This window comes from Gordonia pseudamarae (assembly GCF_025273675.1).
In the GTDB taxonomy this organism is placed as follows: domain Bacteria; phylum Actinomycetota; class Actinomycetes; order Mycobacteriales; family Mycobacteriaceae; genus Gordonia; species Gordonia pseudamarae.
The window spans coordinates 1,086,013-1,104,539 of the sequence record NZ_CP045809.1 but is presented as its reverse complement, the minus strand read 5'-3'; the positions used below and the strand labels follow the sequence as shown (position 1 = coordinate 1,104,539).

The following is an 18,527-nucleotide window of genomic DNA, read 5'->3' as shown; positions in this document are numbered from 1 at the left end:
CCTTCCCGACCGCATCGTGGCCGGTGGTGACTTCGATCCGGCCCCCGCTGTCAGCCGACGGCCAGGTCCGGCAGGGCGGCCCCACCCGATACCGGCGCGGGCGTCGGCAGCCCGAACCGGCCACGGATCGTCGGTTCCTCGTACGCGGTGGGATACACCCCTTCGGCCTGCAGGATCGGTACCACCTGGGTGACGAACCGATCGAGGTCCTCGTGCAGCAGCGGCAGGTGAACGTTGAATCCGGCGACATGCCCGCCCGACCACCAGTCGATGATGTCGTCGGCCACCTCGCGGGGTGTGCCGACAACCACCCGGTGCCCACCTGCCGGCCCCACCCGGCGCACGAGCCGGCGGGCGGTGAGTTCCTCCTCGGCGATTACATCGTGCAGCGCCTGGGTGAATCCGATGGGCCTGCCCTGGTCGTCGGTGGAGGTGAACCATTCGGGACGCAGCGGCCGGTCCGCGTCGACGTCGGCGGGCAGGAGCGGGTTGTTCTTGCGCAGCCGGGTGAGCAACTGCGCCACCAGCGCGTCCTCGTCACCCGCACCCTCGAGCGCCTCCTGGCGCCGGTACGCCTCGGCGGTGGTGTCGCCCAGCACCACGCCGAGGCCGGGCAGCAACCTGATGTCGCCGCCGGAGCGGCCGTGCACCACGGCACGTTCGGCGAGCCTCCTGCGGTAGGTATCGGCCTCCGCCTTCGACAGGATCGCGGCGTAGACGATCTCGGCGTGCCGGGCGGCCAGGTCGATGCCTCGCGGGGATCCGCCGGCCTGGGAGATGACCGGGTGTCCCTGCGGGCCGACGGGTACGTTCAGCGGTCCGCGGACATCGAACAGGTCACCGTGGTGATCGATGGTGCGGGCAGTGGTCTCGTCCCACAGCGGCCCGTCGGGCACGTCCCCGGTGGGGGTGTCCCAGCTCAGCCACAGCTTCTTGACGACCTCGATGAACTCGTCGGCGCGGCGGTACCGTTCGGCCCGGTCCGGCAGCGGTGCCGAGCCGAAGTTGGCGGCGATGTCGGGGTTGAAGTTGGCCACCACGTTCCAGATCACCCGGCCGCCGGAGATGGTGTCGAGCGAGGCCAGTTTGCGGGCCAGGTCGTAGGGCGCGCTGTAGGTCGACGACGCGGTGAGCACGAATCCGATGTCCGGTACGGCGCCGGCGATCGCGGCGAACAGCACCGTCGGGTCGAAGACATGGGTGGGTGCGCGGTGCGCGTCGCGTGAGAGCGCCGGGTGATCGGAGACGAAGACGGCATCGATCACCCCGCTGCGGGCGATCTCCGCCGACCTCCGGTAGAAGGCGAAATCGTTGAACCGATTCCATTGTGTTCCCGGCCATTTCCAGGAGAGCGCACCGGATCCGGTGCCGTGGACCGCGACCGCGAGATTCAACCGTGACATGCTCCACAGGCTTGCACCGCACTCGGCGTACATCCACCTATATCGACTTCACGAACATAAAAGGCAATCTTAAAACTCATTGTGGCACAGGAATACTCACCACGATCGGAGATATCGACAGCATCCGCGACGGGAGTTTTCAATGACCCGGAATCTCCGGACACCACGAAAGGCCGATCACGTGCCACACACCATCGATGCCCCGACCCTGCGCGACTGGCTGGCCGACGGCGCAGAGCTAGCCGTCATCGACGTCCGCGACCGCGAGGCCGTCGGCTATGCCTCCCCGCTCGCTGCCACCAATCTCCCCGCCGACGAATTACCCTCCGCGATCGGTCGTTTCATCCCGCGCAAGGCCGTTCGTACGGTGCTGGTCGACGGCGGCGACGGCGCCGCGCAGCGGCTCGCCGGGGAACTGGACACCGACGGGTGGTCGGCCGTCGTCGCCCTCGACGGCGGGATCGCCACCTGGGAGGCCCAGGGCGGCAACGACTCCCCCACCTTCGACATCCCCGGTCGCGACTTCTCGCTCGCGATCCGCGACGAGCGCGGTACGCCCTCGGTGACCGCCGACGAGCTCAAGGAACTCCGCGAACGCGGTGATGACGTGGTCGTGCTCGACACCCGCACGGTGCCCGAGTACACCGCCGGGCATGTGCCTGGGGCGGTCGCCGTCCCCGGTGCCGAACTGCTGTTGCGGTTCGGGGACCTGGTGCCGTCTGCGGACACCCACGTGGTGGTGTCGTGCGCCGGGTTGCCGCGGGCGATCATCGGGGCACAGACGCTCATCGACGCCGGGGTGCCCAACAGGGTCTCGTTCCTGTACGACGGCACCAAGGCGTGGACTGCGTCCGGCTCGGAACTGGAAACCGGCGCGACCGCCACCTACCGGCCGGTCGATGAGCAGGCCCGCGAGACCGCGGCCGACCGGGTCCGCTCGATCGCCGGCGATGACAGCTTCGCCCAGATCGATCCGGACACCGCCGCACGGTGGCTGGCCGATACGGACCGCACCACCTATCTGATCGACGTGCGCACGCCGGAGGAGTACGCCGAAGGACATCTCGACGGATCGGTCTCGGTGGAGGGCGGCCAGTTGCTCGGTGTCGCATTCCGGGCGATCGCGGTGCGCGGCGCCCGCGTTGTCCTCGTCGACGACCTCACCGGCGCCCGCGCCGCGGTGGTGGCGCACTGGCTGCAGCGGCGTGGCTTCGAGATCGCCGTCGTGCTGCACGACTTCGAACCGGCCACAGCCGGCAGCGCACAGGCCGGGTAGGTCAGGGTCGCATGATGGCGCTGACGTTGTCGTTGGCCTGCGTCAGCGGGTCACCGGCAGCGTTGGCGAGCATCTGTTCGAGGACCGCCTTGCCCATCGAGGTCTCCTTGGGCAGTTCGATCGGGTAGTCGCCGTCGAAGCAGGCCGCGCACAGCTGGGCGCGGGGCTGTTCGGTCGCGGCGACCATGCCGTCGACACTGATATAGCCGAGCGAGTCGGCGCCGATGGCCTGCCGCACACCCTCCACCATGCCCGCCTCCGACTCCATGCCGTTGGCGATGAGTTCGGCCGGTGAGGCGAAGTCGATGCCGTAGAAGCAGGGCCAGCGGACCGGACTGGATGCGATCCGCACGTGGATCTCGGCGGCCCCGGCCTCACGCAGCATGCGGATGAGAGCGCGCTGGGTGTTGCCGCGCACGATCGAATCGTCGACCACGACGAGTCGTTTGCCGCGGATCACCTCGCGCAGCGGGTTCAGTTTGAGCCGGATGCCGAGCTGCCGGATGGTCTGCGACGGCTGGATGAAGGTGCGGCCGACGTAGGCGTTCTTCATCAGGCCCTGCCCGTACGGGATACCCGATTCCTGCGCGAAGCCGATAGCGGCGGGAGTGCCCGATTCGGGCACCGGGATCACCAGGTCGCCGGTCGCCGGGTTCTCGCGGGCCAGCCGGCGCCCGATGTCGACGCGGGCCGAGTTCACCGACCGGCCGTGGATGACGCTGTCGGGCCGGGCGAGGTAGACGTACTCGAATACGCAACCACGCGGGGTGGCCTCGGCGAATCGCTGCGACCGCACACCGTCGGCGTCGATCGCCAGCAGTTCGCCGGGCTCGATATCACGGACGAACGACGCGCCGACGATGTCGAACGCGGCGGTCTCCGAGGCGACCACCCACCCACGGTCGAGGCGGCCCAGCGACAGCGGGCGCACCCCGTGCGGATCGCGGGCGGCGTACAGGGTGTGCTCGTCCATGAAGGTGAGGCAGAACGCGCCGCGCAGCGTCGGCAACAGTTCCATCGCCGCCTGCTCCAGCGTGCTGTCGGCGGCCCCGTGCGCCAGGAGCGCACCCACGACGTCGGAGTCGGAGGTGGCCGGACCACCGGATACGCCCAGCTCACGGGCGCGGGCGGCGAGTTGCGCGGTGTTGACGAGGTTGCCGTTGTGTCCGAGCGCCACACCGGTGCCCGCGGCGGTGGTGCGGAAGATGGGCTGCGAGTTCTCCCAGGTGGTGGATCCGGTGGTGGAATAGCGGCAGTGACCGACGGCCACGTGCCCGCTCATCGCGCCGAGGGTCTGTTCGTCGAATACCTGACTGACCAGGCCGAGATCTTTGAACACCAGCACCTGCGAGCCGTCGCCGACGGCGATGCCCGCGGCTTCCTGCCCGCGGTGCTGCAGGGCGTACAGGCCGTAGTAACTGAGCTTGGCGACGTCCTCGCCGGGGGCCCAGACACCAAAAACGCCGCACTCCTCGCGCGGCTCGTTCTCGGGTTCGTCGCTGATATGCCCGCCGCATGCGGGCGCAGCGGCCATCAGGTTCTTGCTGTCGATCGACAGGTCGGTCATCGCACTCCCCAGAGGCCGGCGGGTCAGACACCACCGAGTTTACGTTCCGGTACCGCCGACACGCCAATTCCCGACACACCGCCGAGCGTGGCGCGGTCCCGCCCGCCACCTCGGAGAACACCTGGTACCTGCGGCTTCTTCGACATGTGACTGACGCCATAACAGGACCTGGTCCACGATCTCACCACGTCCGGACACCATCTGCCCCGGATGCCGGACCGCCCTACACCGGGAACAGCGGCATCCACGAGGCCACCTCCGCGGCCCGCGAGCCGGACGCGCTCACCGCACCGTCCTTCACCGCGTCGGCGAACGACAACTCCCCGATCACCATCCGCAGCCAGGTCCGCGGATCGCATTCGACGACATTCGGCGGGGTCCCGCGCGTGTGCCGGGGCCCCTCGATGCATTGCACCGCCACGAACGGCGGCACCCGCACCTCCACCGACGAACCGGGCGCGATCTGGGCGAGCGTCCGCGCCGACATCCGCACCGCCGCGGCGAGTCCGGTCCGGTCCGGTTCGGATAGGTCCGCGGCCCGCGCCCAGTCGGCGACGGCGATGACCGCGGCCCGCGCCGCGGCCTGATCGATTGTTTTCCGTGCTGCCATGGTCCTCAGCTTCCCCGTTCCACCCCGCCGTGCCCGTTCCGGGGTGCCGACTCCGGCGTATCGGGCAGAATCGACGGATGGGTACCGATGTGTCCGCGCGCGGTTTCACCGGCGACGACAGGGTGCGCTTCCGCACCCAGGTCGGCCGCGGCACCGACGCGATCGCCCGAATGCTGTCGGAGGGCCTGTTCACCGATCAGGGCCGTCCGCCCGAACCACTGCTCGGGATGGAGGTGGAACTCAACCTCGTCGACGCCGCCATGAATCCGGCGAAGGCGAATGCGACGGTGCTCGACGCGATCGCCGACCCCGATTATCAGACCGAGCTGGGCCAGTTCAACATCGAGATCAACGTGACGCCCCGGCCGTTCGTCGACCAGGACACGATCTCGCTGGAACAGGCGTTGCGGACGTCGCTGAACCGGGCCGAGGCGCGGGCCTCGGCCACCGGCAACCATCTGGCCATGATCGGAATGTTGCCCACGCTGAGTACCGAACACTTCGCCCATCACTGGATTTCGGCCAACCCCCGCTACGACCTGCTCAACGAGCAGATCTTCGCCGCACGCGGCGAGGACATGGACATCGACATCACCGGGGTGCCGTTGTCCGAGTCCGGGAATCGGGAGCGGCTGCACATCACCTCCGATTCGATCCTGCCCGAGGCGGCGTGCACGTCGCTGCAGTTACACCTGCGCGTGGCGCCGGAGGACTTCGCGGCGCACTGGAACGCGGCCCAGGCGATCTCGGGTATCCAGGTGGCACTGGCCGGTAACTCGCCGTTCCTCGCCGGCAAGGCACTCTGGCACGAGAGCCGGATCCCGGTGTTCGAGCAGGCCACCGACACCAGACCGCTCGAACTCAAGAATCAGGGGGTGCGCCCACGGGTGTGGTTCGGCGAACGATGGATCAACACCATCTTCGACCTGTTCGAGGAGAACACCCGCTATTTCCCGGCGCTGCTGCCGGTGTCCACCGACGTCGATCCACTCGCCGAACTCGATGCCGGCCGCATTCCCACGCTCGACGAACTGCGCTTGCACAATGGCACCGTGTACCGCTGGAATCGTCCGGTATACGACGTCATCGACGGCAAAGCCCACCTGCGTGTGGAGAATCGGGTGCTGCCGGCCGGGCCGACCGTCGTCGACACGATGGCCGACGCCGCCTTCTACTACGGCCTGGTGCGCGGACTGGTCGATGCCGACCGCCCGCTCTGGTCACAGATGTCGTTCGACGCCGCCGACGAGAACCTGCACACCGGTGCCCGCGACGGCATCAACGCGCAACTGTATTGGCCGACGGTCGGCTGGGTGCGCCCCGACGAACTCACCCTGCGCCGCCTCCTGCCCATCGTCGACGACGGGCTGCGCACCTACGGTGTGAGCGGCAAGGCCCGCACCCGCTATCTGTCGGTGATTGAAGGCCGTTGTCTGTGCAGGCAGACCGGGGCGGTGTGGCAGCGCAACGCGGTCGCCGCCCGCGAGCGGGCGGGCGAGCGCCGCGTCGACGCCCTGCACGGCATGCTGCGCGACTACCTCGCCCTCATGCACGAGGGCGAGCCCGTCCACTCCTGGCCCCTGTGATCACCTGGCCGCTGTGATCACCCGGCCGCTGTGATCACCCGGCCGTTCAGCCCCGGGCCGGACGCACGACCATCATCGTCGCCTTCTCGTTCTGGGTGCCGTAGACCAGGCCCGGACCGGGATCGAGCGCCAGAGTATGGATCTCACCGGGAATGGCCTTCGTGGCGACCACCTTCAACGAGTCCGCGTCGAACACGTACAGCGTCTTACCCTTCAATGTCGTGGCGTACACGAGCCGACGCTGCGCATCGACCACAACCGACGACGGCGTCGCGCCGGTTTCGCGGGTGGCCACGACCGTCAACGAGTCCGGATCGATGAGTTGGACCTGACCGCTGATGAAGCTCACGGTGACGATCCGCCCTGTCGCCGAGTCGATCGCCGGCCGGGCGTTCGGCGTCGTCGGGATCTGTGTGATGATCCGATTGGTCCGGGTGTCCAGAACCGTGAGGAAGTTGCGCTTCTTGCGGTCGTAGTCGTTGTTGCCCACATACAGACGGTGACGCTTGGCGTCGAACGCCATCAGGGTGGGATGGAAGGCGTTGATCCTGCCGACGACACGGCGGGTGGCGGTATCCAGGACGAGGATCGTGTCCTGGGAGTAGAGCGCCACCCAGGCGCGACCTGCGTTGTCGGTGGCCACACCCATCGGATGCCCACCGGGAACGGGGATCAGGTTCTTCTCGGTGACCGCCTTGTCGTTCATGCCGAAGACGGTGATGCCCTCGGAGTGCGCGTTGGTGGTCACCACCCGGCGATTGGTGGTGTCCAGGGCGATGCCGTCGGGGATCTGGGCCATCGGCACCGGCAGCGGTCCGTAATGGTAGACGCCCGGCGGCTGGCCGGACAGGTCGATGGTGCGCACCGTGCGTTGCGCGGAAGTGCTGAACACCGCGACCCGAGGCCGCGCGTCGGGGAAGGAGATCCCCTTCTCCGTCTGCACAGGGAACGTGTTGTTGGTGATGAAGAACCGTCCGCGCTTCTGGTCGAGCGCCAGCTGGCCCGCGGTGGTGAGGCCGGTCGGCGCCTGGCCGACCGAGAATGTCCAGGCCGGTGCGGCGTACACCGGCGCGATATGCCCCGGAAGCAGCGCCACCAGTACACCGAGCACAGCCACGATGATCGGTCTCGAACGCATGAATGCCTCTCGCCTCAGGTCGTATTACCTGGGACACCGCGCGTGTTCGGCCACGATCGGCACGCCAGATCGGAGGTTAGCTTAACTTAATAGTCAGCATTAATAGTCAGCATCCGGGTGTGAGGCGTTCAGGCCGCCGACTCCTCGATTATGCGGGCGGGGCAGGCCGTCAGGCCCGGTCGTCGGGGTCCCGGGCGGCGCGCGCGTCCTCGACGTACTCGAGCGCGGCGGTGATCCGGCGTTCGGTCCGGTCACGGTCGACGACGTGGCCCGGGATCGGTTCGGTCATCGCGATCAGGGTCGAGGTGAAGGTCAGGGCTGGGCCGGTCCACGGTTTGGGCACACCGGTGCCGAACGGGTCGACGTCGTCGGTGGGCACGCGCAGGTCGGGCAACAGGTTGCCGCCGGTCAGCCCGGCCCGCAATACCTGCCCCTGAATCGCCGACGAGCACACCTCCGCCAGGTACAGGTACTCGCCGGCCCCGTCCGGTATCGGCGCGGCGAACTGCGGCCTGATCCGGCGACCGAGGATCGGCAGCACCAGCGCGTAGAACCTGGACATCCCGTCGACATAGTTCCGTTCGGAGGCGGCGAGCTTGGCGCTGAGCGTCGTTCGCACCTCGTCGTCGAACGACATTCCGGTCGCCGACAGCACGACGAACGCATACCACGACTCCTCGGCCAGGTTGGCCTCGAAGTTGCGGATCGCGCCCTGCCGGCAGATCTCGACGAGCAGCGCGAACCGGCCGTCGGCGGTGGCCAGCCGATCGATGTCGGCGCGGAGGGCGGCGATGGCGACGGACAGGGTTTGCGGGTCGAACACCGACGGGGACAGCTCGTTGCGTTCGGCGAGCCGGATCAGCAGGTCGGCGAAGAACGCTTCCTTTCGCGGCCACATCCGGTGCACGGCGCTGCGCGACACCTGCGCCCGCACGATCACCTCTTCGAGGCTGATGTGGTCCATGCTGACCATCAGACCGTCCGAGAGCACCATCTGTTCGGCGGTGGCCAGCGCACGCCGCCGCACCTCGGCCGGGTTCATCCGCGGCCTGCGCTTGATCTTTGACCTGCTCACGCCTGGTTCGTCGGCCATGCCTCTTCCCATTTGAACATTGCGTACTCAATGTTCATTGAGCATACTGGCGTGGTCCGCTATCCGCCGGAATCGACACCGGCGACGAGGGAGAAGCCATGACCAGCACCGACACGCGCGTACACGCACTGCCCGTCTCCTGCGATGTCGTGGTTGTCGAGCAGCACGATTTCGCCGATGTCGCGCTGGTCGCCCTGATCGAGTCGTTCGGACATCGGGTCGTCGCCGCCGAGTCCGGCGCCGCCCTGTTCCCGCACTGCCGGGTCGTCGTCGTGCGCGCGGCCGCCCAACTGGTCTCCGCGCGGCGGCTCGCCCCGGCGGCAGCGCTCGTCGGCATCGGTATCGACGGCCCCGCCGACGCCGACGTCACCTACCTGCCCGACACCGCCGACTCGGCTGATCTGCTGCGCGAGGTGCTCGCGATCCACTGCACGGCACCCGGGCAGACGACCGACCGGGTCCATCTCGGTCGGCGCGAACGCGAGGTCATGACCACCTACGCGCTCGGCGCCACCATCTACCAGACGGCCCGCCGCCACGCCATCTCCGAGAGCACGGTACGCTCCCACTTCCGCAGGGCCGCCGGGCGTTACACACAGGCCGGCCGCACGGTGAACAACAAGTCGCAACTACTCATCGAGCTGATGGCCGACGGCTGGATCGAGCAACCGGCCGCCGACTCGACGGCCAGCTGACTCCGTCCCGGGGTACACCCCCGTACGGCCGTCCACCGCGAGACGGTCCGCCGCAAGATGGTCTACAGCGAGACGGTCTACAGCGAGACGATCGTCGCCGAGGCCGTGCCGGGAGCGCCGTACACCTGGGCCAGGCCGACGCGCGGGTTGCCCGGGACCTGCCTGTCACCACATTCACCACGCAACTGCTTGACCAATTCGTGCATCTGCCGAAGGCCCGAGGCTCCGATCGGTTCGCCGTTGGCGATGAGGCCGCCGTCGGTGTTGACGGGGATGGAGCCGCCGATCTCGGTGGCGCCGTCGGCCAGGAGTTGTTCCTGCTCACCGTCTTTGCACAGTCCGGTCTCGGCCATGTGGATCACCTCGGCACCGGCGTCGGTGTCCTGCAATTGCGCGATGTCGACGTCCTCGGGCCCGATGCCCGCCCGCTCGTACGCCGCACGCGCCGCGTACACCGTGGGTGAGAGGTCCTCATCGAGCGGCGCCGACGTGGCGTGCACCTCGTACGCCCCGGCCCGGCGGGTACGAATCTCACTGGCCCGCAAAAACACCGGCTTGTCGGTATACCTGTGCGCGATGTCGCCGCGGCACATGATCACCGCCGCGGCGCCCTCGTCGGGTGAGCAGAACATGTATTGGGTGAGCGGATAGTTCACCGATTGCGAGTTGAGGATGTCGTCCTCGCCGATCGGTGTCCGGCGGAAGGCGTTCGGGTTCTTCGCACCGTTGCGGAAGTTCTTGGCGGCCACGCGGGCCAGGGTGCGCTGCGAGATGCCGTGGTCGTGGATATACCGATTGGCCTTCATCCCGAAGAACTTGGTGGTGAGAAATTGGCCGTTCTCGGCATACCATTGCGGCAGAGCAAGTTTCGCCGGATTGTCGGTGAACGCCCCACGAGGGTGCTTGTCCATGCCCACGGCGATGCCGATGTCGTAGGTGCCGAGCCGAATGGTGTCCGCGGTCTGTGCGATGGCACTGGCCGAGGTGGCGCAGGCGTTGAACACGTTGGTGAAGGTGATGCCGGTCAGGCCCACGAGGCGGGTGACGGCATCGGGGTTGGAGATCTCATAGCTGCCGCCGAATCCGAACTGGATGTCCTTCCATCGCAGGCCGGCGTCGGCGAGCGCGAGGTCGATGGCCTCGGCTCCCATGTCCATCGCGGTCTTGGGGAATCGGCCGAACGGGTGCAGGCCCACACCGATGATGGCGACCGAGTTGTCACTGCTCATGATGCGATGCTCCTGAATGCGAAGGTATAGATATCATCACCGTCATCGTCGGTGGCGAACGGGATCATCGTCAGCTCCACGCGCTGACCGAATGCGATCTTCGACGGGTCGTTCTCGGTGAGGCGGCCTTCGACCCGAACCACGCCGTCGAGTTCGACGAGGCCGACACCGAACGGCTCGAAGTCCTCCCCGACAGGCCCCACGTAGGGCGCGCCCGGCGGGAATGCCTGCACGGTCCACGCGATGAGCGTGCCGGTACGCGGGAGGAGTTCGGTGGCCATCGACGCGGCACTGCAGCCGGGGCAGCGTTTCTGCGTCGGGAAGGTCACGAACTCGCACTCTCGGCAGCGGCTTCCGATGAGCTGCGGAGCCTCGTCGGGCCAGGTGGAGATGTCCGGCGCCAGCGCCTTGGGCATGTCGTCCCTCCATGGGTTCTTCGATACGGGCGTTCTCGATACAGGGATTCTTCGATACGGGGTTCTGCGATGCAGTGGCTGCAGTACAGGGGATCGGGGACCGCGCAACCCGCGACACACGGGGAGCCTCTGACACGAGAAAGCCCCATATCCGGGTTGAGTCTCTGATTCTCTCCCAATGTATCGCATGTTCTCGTATGATGGAAATATGATTCTCATACGGCCGCCGCCCAGAGCCGGCACGACAGACATGGGTTCAGTCCTCGCCCCCGAGCGCGGGAAGCGGCATTGCCGGAGGCGAATAGTGCTGCCGTGGAGCACCTTCCAACTCAGTTAGGATCAACTCGATGAACTCGAAGGTTTCCCGATGACCGTCCGTGAAGCCCAGCGACCGCTCCATCATCACCACCCGCGACACGCTTGTGAGCACCACGATCGCCGCAGCGGGCGGGATCTCACCGAACCGGCTCGACGAAGCGGCAAGGGCCTTGGCGATCATCGCCTGCGCCTCGACACGCAGTTCGGCGGAATATCTCGCGATCTCGGCGCGCAGCTCCTCACGATGGTTGGCCAGCGCCAGCAGCTCGGTGGTGAATGCGGCAACCCTGGGGTCGGTACTGAACTGCCACAGCGCCCACAGCGGCTGTGGGCAATCGAGCAGCATCCGCTGTTGCCCGACCCCCTCGGCGGCCCGGCGCCGGAACATTTCCAGGAACAACTCGTCCATCGTCCGGAAGTAGTAGTGCACCAGCTGCGGCTTCAGCCCGGCCTCTTCGGCAATTCTTCTGGAAGTTACTGCAGCATAGCCGTTTTCGACCATCAATCGCTCGGCCGCATCAAGCAAGGCGGCCCTACTGGTCGCGTCCCGCGCACCGATCCGACGTTCACCGACCATGCCGGCACCTCCATTCCTGCCGCACCGCGCATCACCGCGGACCACTCACCGAAAGTGATCTTGACCGCACTGTGAGTTGCTGGTAATCCTAGTCACATTGCTGTGCGACTGCTCAGCGTTTCGACTCTGCGGAATCCAGCCCCCGCATCACGAACCGCACTGCCCGCGGCCGTCGTGAAATATCTCTGCCATATCCCAATGGGCAGAGAATAATTCGGACAGAGGAGACAGCCTTGAGTGAGCTCAAAGACCACGACAGTGCAATCGGTGACCTGGACTTCTTCACCGCCCAGGAACTCGTTCCCAACCCGTACCCGTACTTCGACGAACTGCGCAGCCGATGCCCGGTCACCCGCGAATCGCATATGGGCGTCTTCGCGGTCACCGGCCACGCCGAGGCGGTCACCGTCCTGAAGGACCCGGATAACTTCTCCTCGTGCATCTCGGTATCCGGGCCGTTCCCCGGTCTGCCGTTCACCCCCGAGGGCAGCGACATCAGCGAGCAGATCGCGGCCCATCGCACCGAACTGCCACTGCACGAACACATGGTCACCATGGATCCGCCCGACCACGCCCGCGCCCGCAGTCTGCTCAGCCGCCTGCTCACCCCCAAGCGCATCAGCGAGAACGAGCAGTTCATGACGCGCCTGGCCGACGACTTCATCGACGAGTTCATCGCCACCGGTTCGTGCGAGTTGATGGCCCACTACGGAAAGTCGTTCGCGCTGCTGACGATCGCGGATCTGCTCGGTGTTCCCGAAGAGGACCACGACGAGTTCCGAACCGTCCTCGGCTCACCCCGCAAGGGTGCCCGGCCCGGGGCCCTGGACAAGGAGGTGATGGCCGAGAATCCGCTGCAGTGGCTCGATGACAAGTTCACCGCCTACCTCGCCGACCGGCGCGAAACGCCACGCAACGACGTGCTGACACTGCTCGCCCAGGCCACCTACCGTGACGGCACCGTTCCCGAACTCGTCGAGGTGGTGCGCACCGCCACGTTCTTGTTCGCCGCCGGCCAGGAGACCACCACCAAACTGATCACCGCGGCACTGCGAGTGATCGGCGAACGCCCCGACCTGCAACAGAAACTGCGCGAAGACCGCGGCCTCATTCCCGCGTTCATCGAGGAGACACTGCGGCTGGAGAGCCCGGTCAAGAGCGACTTCCGGGTGGCTGTGCGCGACGCCACGCTCGGCGGCACCGACGTGCCGGCCGGCTCGACGGTGATGATCTGCCCCGGTGCGGTCAATCGCGACCCCGAAACCTTCACCGAACCCAACGAATTCGATATTCAGCGGGAGAATGTGCGCGAGCAGCTGGCGTTCGGCCGCGGCATCCATTCCTGCCCTGGCGCCCCCCTGGCCCGCGCAGAGGGCCGTGTGACCATCGAGAAATTCCTCGACCGGATGACCGATATCCGCATCTCCGAGGAGCACCACGGCCCCGAGGGTGACCGCCGGTACGACTTCGAACCCACCTACATCCTGCGTGGACTCACCGAGCTGCACCTGGAGTTCACCCCCACCGAAAGCGAATGATCATGAGCAACAACAAAAGCCGGGTCGCCGTGGTCACCGGCGGCGGTTCGGGCATCGGTGCGGCGATCGCCGAACAGCTCGGCGCGGCCGGACATCGGGTGGCGGTCCTGGACTTCAACACCACCGGCGCCGAAACGGTCGCCGCCTCGATCGTGGCCACCGGCGGCGAGGCGATCGGCCTGCACGTCGACGTCGCCGACCGGACCAGCGTCGACAAGGCCGTCGGACAGGTCCGTGAAAAGTTCGGCGCCGTCGAGATTCTGGTGACGAGCGCCGGCATCGACGCCCAGACCCCGTTCACCGACATCACCGCCGAGGAATGGAACCGGGTGATCGGGGTCAACCTCACCGGTACCTTCAACTCCACCCAGTCGGTGATCCCCGACATGCAGGCCGGCGGCTGGGGCCGCATCGTCACCATCTCCTCGTCGAGCGCGCAGTCCGGCGCCCCCGACCGCGGCCACTATGTGGCCTCCAAGGGCGGCGTCATCGCCCTCACCAAAGCACTGGCGTTCGAGTTCTCCCCGCAGGGCATCACCGCCAACACCATCCCGCCGTCGATCATCGCCACCCCGATGGCCGACACCGCCGTCGAGGCCGGTCTGCTGCCCAAACTCGACGATCTGGCCATGATGACGCCGGTGCGGCGCACGGGCAGACCCGACGACATCGCCGCCGCCGCCGCCTTCCTGTGTTCGGAGCAGGCAGGTTTCATCACCGGACAGGTGATCGGCGTCAACGGTGGCTGGTACATCTGATCACCCGGGGATCCCGATGACCACCGTCGACAGACCCACGAGCGGCACGGGACCGACCACCGTCTCCGCGCCCGCCAAGGCCATGTGCCCGGTGTGCGATGACGACGGCCTGCCCATCGCCCCCGACACACCCCTCACCGGCCCCGGCCTCCCGGCCGACCCGAACGTCCGCGACCCGGCCCCACGGCCCACGGCCACCGCGGAGATCGGCGACTGGATGCGTGGCTACACACGTCGGCACCCGATCGCTTCTCTGGAAACCGTGGGCGGGCAGGTCATTCTGGGCTGGCAGGCGCTGGTCTACCTGGTCACAGATATCGTCCATCTGCGGTTTCCGTGGAAGGAATTCGTCCGTCAGTCGGCATTCATGACGTCGGCGTCGGCGTTGCCGACGGTGTTCGTCGCGATCCCGATCGGCATGACGCTGTCGATCCAGTTCGCGCTGCTCGCCGCACAGGTCGGCGCCACCTCGTTGGCGGGGGCGGCCAGCGGGCTCGCCGTGATTCGGCAGGGCGCCCCGATGGTGGCGGCATTGCTGATGGCGGCCGCGGCCGGGTCCGCGGTGTGTGCCGACCTCGGTTCGCGCAAGATCCGGGAGGAGATCGACGCGATGGAGGTGATGGGTCTGTCGGTGATCCAGCGTCTGGTGGTGCCGCGCATGGTTGCGGCGGTGCTGGTCAGCGTCTGCCTCACCGGCGTCATCTGTTTCGTCGGCTTCTTCTCCGGCTATATCTTCAACGTCTTCGTCCAGAACGGCACCCCGGGTACCTTCGTCACCACGTTCGCCTCGTTCGCCACCGTCTCGGACTTCGTGCTGACCATGATCAAGGCGGCGGTGTTCGGGGCGATCGTGGCGATCGTGTCCTGCCACAAGGGCCTGAACGCGAGCGGCGGACCGGCCGGCGTGGCCAACGCGGTCAACGCCACGGTCGTCGCCTCGATCATTCTGCTGATGCTGGTGAACGTCGGATTCACCCAGCTCTATGTGATGCTGTTTCCCCGGACCGGGTTCTGAACGGACAGGATTCCCATGGCCGCACCCGCCCCCTACTATCCGCCCGGCACCAGGCCGATCGTCCTCGCCACCAGGGCGGTCACCGCGTGGTGGCTCAAACTCGGACACATCGCCTACTTCTGTGTTCGCGCCATCGCCTCGATCCCACAGGCAGTCAAGAACTACGGCAAGGAAACCCAGCGCGTGCTGTCCGACGTCACATGGGGCAACGGCTCCATCGTGGTGGGCGGCGGCACCGCCGGCGTCATTCTCGTGCTCGGCGCGGCGGGTGGCGCGATTGTCGGCATCGAGGGCTACAACGCGCTGCAGATGCTGGGCATGGAACCGGCCACCGGCATGGTCGCCTCCACCGCCGCAACCCGCGAGCTGGCCCCGCTGATGGCGTCATTGGCATTTGCCTCGCAGGCCGGATGCCGGTTCACCGCGCAGCTGGGGGCGATGCGGATCGCCGAGGAGATCGACGCCCTGGAAAGCATCGCGATCCGGCCCATCCCCTATCTGGTGTCCACCAGGATCTTCGCCGCGGTCATCGCGGTCATTCCGCTGTACCTGGTGTGCCTGGCGCTCAACTATCTCGCGGTGCAGGCGGTGGTCTTCCTCTCGGGCGGATTGTCCAACGGCACCTATCAGCACTATTTCCAGCTGGTGCTCAGTCCCGTCGACGTTCTGTACTCACTGGCCAAGGCGGTCATCTTCGTCATCATCACCTCACTCATCCAGTGCTACTACGGCTTTTACGCCAGCGGCGGTCCGCAGGGCGTGGGCACCGCGGCCGGCCGGGCGATGCGGGCGGCGATCTCGGCGATGATCGTCGCCAATCTCATCGCCACCATCCTGTTCTGGGGTATCGACTCCGCGGCCCGATTGAGCGGGTAGACCATGACCGGGGTGTATGAACAGGGGCCGAGGGGAATCAGCACACGCAGGCTGGCGGTGAGCGCTTTTGTCGCGGTCGCGGTCGTCGTGGCGATCGTGGCGGCCACCGTCCTCAAAGCCGGCGGCTCACTGACCGATTCGGTATCGGTGACCGCCGAGCTCTCCGATGTCGGCGACGGTCTGCCCAAGAGTTCGGATGTCAAGTATCACGGCGTGATCGTCGGCGCGGTCCGAGGCGTGACCCCGGGCCTGCCCGGTGACCGTACTGTGGTCGAGATTGCCCTGGAACCATCTCGGGCACAATCGATTCCCAAATCGGTGACCGCACGGGTGGTACCCAGCAATCTGTTCGCGGTGTCATCGGTGCAGCTGCTCGACGACACCGCCGGGACCGCACCGGCACGCACCCTGCGCGCGGGCGATGTGATCACCGAGAACCGCGACAACGACACCGTGCAGTTCCAGACGGCGCTGTCGAAGATCCGCGACATCGTGTCGGCATCGGCCCGCGAACCGGGCGACACCACGGTCGGCCTGCTCGCCGCCGTCACCGCCGCCACCGATCGGCGCGGCACCGACATCGTGGCGGCCGGCGCCCAGCTGCGCCGCATCACCACCGAGATCAACGCGGTGATGACGCCGGGCGGACCGTCCCTGCTCGACGGCCTCACCGAATCGGTGACAGCGCTGGGCAAGTCGGCTCCGGAGCTGCTCGACGCCCTGCATTCATCGGTGGTGCCGATGCGGACGGTGGCCGCCCAATCACGGCAATTGCAGACGCTGCTGTCCGCGGGGATCACCACCACCGGACGAATCGACGTGGCGATGGGCAACAACGCGGCCACGATCAAGAAAATCACCTCCGAGGCCGCGCCGATCGCGGATGTGGTTGCCCGCGGCGGGCATTCGTTCACCGGAACGGTGGTGGCGATCGCCGAAATCTCCGACAAGTGGTTCACCGAGTTCTGGCCCGAAGGACAGCAGAACGCGCGCGGCAAGTTCCGTCTGCAGGTCACCCCTCACCGCCTGTACACCCGCGCGGACTGCCCGCGCTACGGGACGATGGAGGGTGAGAGCTGCACGACGGCACCAACGGTGGTCACCGCACCGAAATACACGGGCAAGAAGGCCGGGGTACGCGGAACTCCGGGGTACACGACCGGGGCGAGCGAAGTGACGGGGCATATGAACGATGTCACCAAGGGATACAGGCCGGTCGCGAACATGGGCGGGAATGTCGGATCGGTCGGCAGCGAGGCCGAACAGCAGCAGCTCGGGCGGCTCGTCGGTGGAAACCCAGTCACCTCCACCCTGCTGCTCGGCCCGGTGACCCGTGGCGCCGACATCTCCGTCACCCCCGTCGCCGACACATCCGCGAGCGAAGGGAGAACCCCGCGATGAGTGTGCGCAAACCGCTGATCGGGATGATCCTGTTCCTCATCGTCTCGATCGCCCTCACCTCCACCGTGCTGGCGACCCTGCGACGCGGCGTCGACGGCGAGTCCGTGTCGTACACCGCACGATTCACCGATGTGACCGGCCTCAAGGCGGGCGACGACGTCCGCATGGCAGGCATCAGGGTGGGCCGCGTCGACAAGGTGTCCCTCGACGGCGCGATCGCGAAAGTCCGTTTCCGGGTGGAGAAGGACCAGCTCGTCGACTCGCGCACCCGGGCATCGGTCACCTACCAGAACATCGTCGGACAACGGTTTCTCGGATTGTCGCGGGACCAGCAGATCGACCCCGCACCGTTGCGGGACAACGAGATACCGATCAACCACACCGAACCGTCGTTCGACATCTCCGGTCTGCTCAACGGATTCGAACCACTGTTCAGTGTTCTGGATCCCGAGCAGGTCGACAACCTGACCACCGCCATCATCCGGTCCTTCCAGGGCGATACCGGATCGATCGCCCAATTGATCGCGCAGACTTCCGAACTCGCCAAATCCCTGACCGGAGACGATGACCTGCTCGGGCGGGTCATCACCAACCTGTCCGACATCGTCGGGGTGTTCGCCGACCAGCGCGGCGAGATCGACACGGTGGTCCGCAGTACCCGCGACGTGCTCTCCGGGCTGTCGGCGCAACAGGACCGGTTCCTCAAGAACATCGACGTCACCGCCACAGTGGTGGACCGGGCGGCCGTGCTCACCTCGCAGGCGCTGCCGGAGTTCACCACGATGCTCGACCGCGAACCAGGCTTCCTCGGCCACTTCCTGGCCGACAAGGAATCCTTCGGCTATCTCGGATTCAACCTCGCCCCGCTGCTCAAGGGGTTGGCCCGGGTCACGCAGGGCGGTTCCTACATCGAGACCTACCTGTGCAATCTCAATGCGACCTTCGTGCCCGCGCTGAGCACCGTCATCCCCACCATCGTCGCGAGCGCCTCCGGGGGCCGCATCAAACAATCCCCGATCTGCAGGTGACCA

17 protein-coding genes are annotated in these 18,527 nt (G+C 67.0%); 9 read left to right on the top strand and 8 right to left on the bottom strand.

Annotated features, from left to right (window positions below; all coding sequences use genetic code 11):
* Positions 1-50 precede the first annotated feature (50 nt).
* Positions 51-1,403: an NtaA/DmoA family FMN-dependent monooxygenase gene (locus GII31_RS04765; protein ID WP_213247283.1), complete on the bottom strand. Its 1,353-nt coding sequence runs from the start codon at positions 1,401-1,403 to the stop codon at positions 51-53.
* A gap of 142 nt (positions 1,404-1,545) precedes the next feature.
* On the opposite strand from GII31_RS04765, the gene GII31_RS04760 reads away from it, so the two are divergent.
* Entirely contained in the window at positions 1,546-2,679 is a 1,134-nt protein-coding gene (locus tag GII31_RS04760) for a rhodanese-like domain-containing protein (protein ID WP_213247281.1), read from the top strand.
* Between the two features lies 1 nt (position 2,680).
* Here the strand turns inward: GII31_RS04760 and purF are convergent, their stop codons facing one another.
* Together purF and GII31_RS04750 are read right to left on the bottom strand one after the other, a co-directional pair.
* A complete protein-coding gene (purF, locus tag GII31_RS04755) occupies positions 2,681-4,246 on the bottom strand; it encodes an amidophosphoribosyltransferase (protein ID WP_213247279.1) in 1,566 nt (521 codons plus the stop codon).
* A 223-nt stretch (positions 4,247-4,469) separates the two neighbouring features.
* On the bottom strand, positions 4,470-4,856 hold the full coding sequence (locus tag GII31_RS04750; RefSeq protein ID WP_213247277.1) for a sterol carrier family protein: 387 nt from the start codon (positions 4,854-4,856) through the stop codon (positions 4,470-4,472).
* A 77-nt stretch (positions 4,857-4,933) separates the two neighbouring features.
* Between GII31_RS04750 and GII31_RS04745 the strand changes: the two genes are divergently transcribed.
* Complete coding sequence (locus GII31_RS04745) at positions 4,934-6,442, top strand: glutamate--cysteine ligase family protein (protein ID WP_213247275.1); 1,509 nt, start codon at positions 4,934-4,936, stop codon at positions 6,440-6,442.
* A 46-nt stretch (positions 6,443-6,488) separates the two neighbouring features.
* Here GII31_RS04745 and GII31_RS04740 read toward each other — a convergent pair whose 3' ends face one another.
* Together GII31_RS04740 and GII31_RS04735 are read right to left on the bottom strand one after the other, a co-directional pair.
* A complete protein-coding gene (locus tag GII31_RS04740) occupies positions 6,489-7,580 on the bottom strand; it encodes a YncE family protein (protein ID WP_213247273.1) in 1,092 nt (363 codons plus the stop codon).
* Between the two features lie 169 nt (positions 7,581-7,749).
* Entirely contained in the window at positions 7,750-8,673 is a 924-nt protein-coding gene (locus GII31_RS04735) for a TetR/AcrR family transcriptional regulator (RefSeq protein ID WP_213247271.1), read from the bottom strand.
* Between the two features lie 98 nt (positions 8,674-8,771).
* Between GII31_RS04735 and GII31_RS04730 the strand changes: the two genes are divergently transcribed.
* Entirely contained in the window at positions 8,772-9,368 is a 597-nt protein-coding gene (locus GII31_RS04730; RefSeq protein WP_213247269.1) for a helix-turn-helix transcriptional regulator, read from the top strand.
* A gap of 77 nt (positions 9,369-9,445) precedes the next feature.
* Here GII31_RS04730 and GII31_RS04725 read toward each other — a convergent pair whose 3' ends face one another.
* The 3 genes from GII31_RS04725 to GII31_RS04715 form a co-directional block, all read right to left on the bottom strand.
* The gene (locus GII31_RS04725) at positions 9,446-10,597 is read right to left on the bottom strand and encodes a thiolase family protein (protein ID WP_213247267.1); all 1,152 of its coding nucleotides are present in this window, start codon (positions 10,595-10,597) and stop codon (positions 9,446-9,448) included.
* Positions 10,594-11,013, bottom strand: a complete 420-nt coding sequence (locus GII31_RS04720; protein WP_213247265.1) for a Zn-ribbon domain-containing OB-fold protein — start codon at positions 11,011-11,013, stop codon at positions 10,594-10,596. Before GII31_RS04720 ends, GII31_RS04725 begins: the two co-directional genes overlap by 4 nt.
* 256 nt (positions 11,014-11,269) lie before the next feature.
* Positions 11,270-11,908, bottom strand: a complete 639-nt coding sequence (locus GII31_RS04715) for a TetR/AcrR family transcriptional regulator (RefSeq protein ID WP_213247263.1) — start codon at positions 11,906-11,908, stop codon at positions 11,270-11,272.
* Positions 11,909-12,141: 233 nt separating this feature from the next.
* On the opposite strand from GII31_RS04715, the gene GII31_RS04710 reads away from it, so the two are divergent.
* The 6 genes from GII31_RS04710 (at position 12,142) to GII31_RS04685 (ending at position 18,524) form a co-directional block, all read left to right on the top strand.
* A complete protein-coding gene (locus tag GII31_RS04710; RefSeq protein WP_213247261.1) occupies positions 12,142-13,446 on the top strand; it encodes a cytochrome P450 in 1,305 nt (434 codons plus the stop codon).
* A 2-nt stretch (positions 13,447-13,448) separates the two neighbouring features.
* Positions 13,449-14,204, top strand: coding sequence for an SDR family NAD(P)-dependent oxidoreductase (locus GII31_RS04705; protein ID WP_260840312.1), 756 nt, complete (start codon positions 13,449-13,451; stop codon positions 14,202-14,204).
* A 217-nt stretch (positions 14,205-14,421) separates the two neighbouring features.
* On the top strand, positions 14,422-15,219 hold the full coding sequence (locus GII31_RS04700; RefSeq protein WP_246222255.1) for an MlaE family ABC transporter permease: 798 nt from the start codon (positions 14,422-14,424) through the stop codon (positions 15,217-15,219).
* A 15-nt stretch (positions 15,220-15,234) separates the two neighbouring features.
* The gene (locus tag GII31_RS04695; protein ID WP_260840311.1) at positions 15,235-16,095 is read left to right on the top strand and encodes an ABC transporter permease; all 861 of its coding nucleotides are present in this window, start codon (positions 15,235-15,237) and stop codon (positions 16,093-16,095) included.
* Between the two features lie 3 nt (positions 16,096-16,098).
* Positions 16,099-17,496 (top strand): MlaD family protein, encoded by a 1,398-nt coding sequence (locus GII31_RS04690; RefSeq protein ID WP_260840310.1) that lies wholly within the window; start codon positions 16,099-16,101, stop codon positions 17,494-17,496.
* Positions 17,493-18,524: an MCE family protein gene (locus GII31_RS04685; protein WP_213247253.1), complete on the top strand. Its 1,032-nt coding sequence runs from the start codon at positions 17,493-17,495 to the stop codon at positions 18,522-18,524. Before GII31_RS04690 ends, GII31_RS04685 begins: the two co-directional genes overlap by 4 nt.
* Positions 18,525-18,527 lie beyond the last annotated feature (3 nt).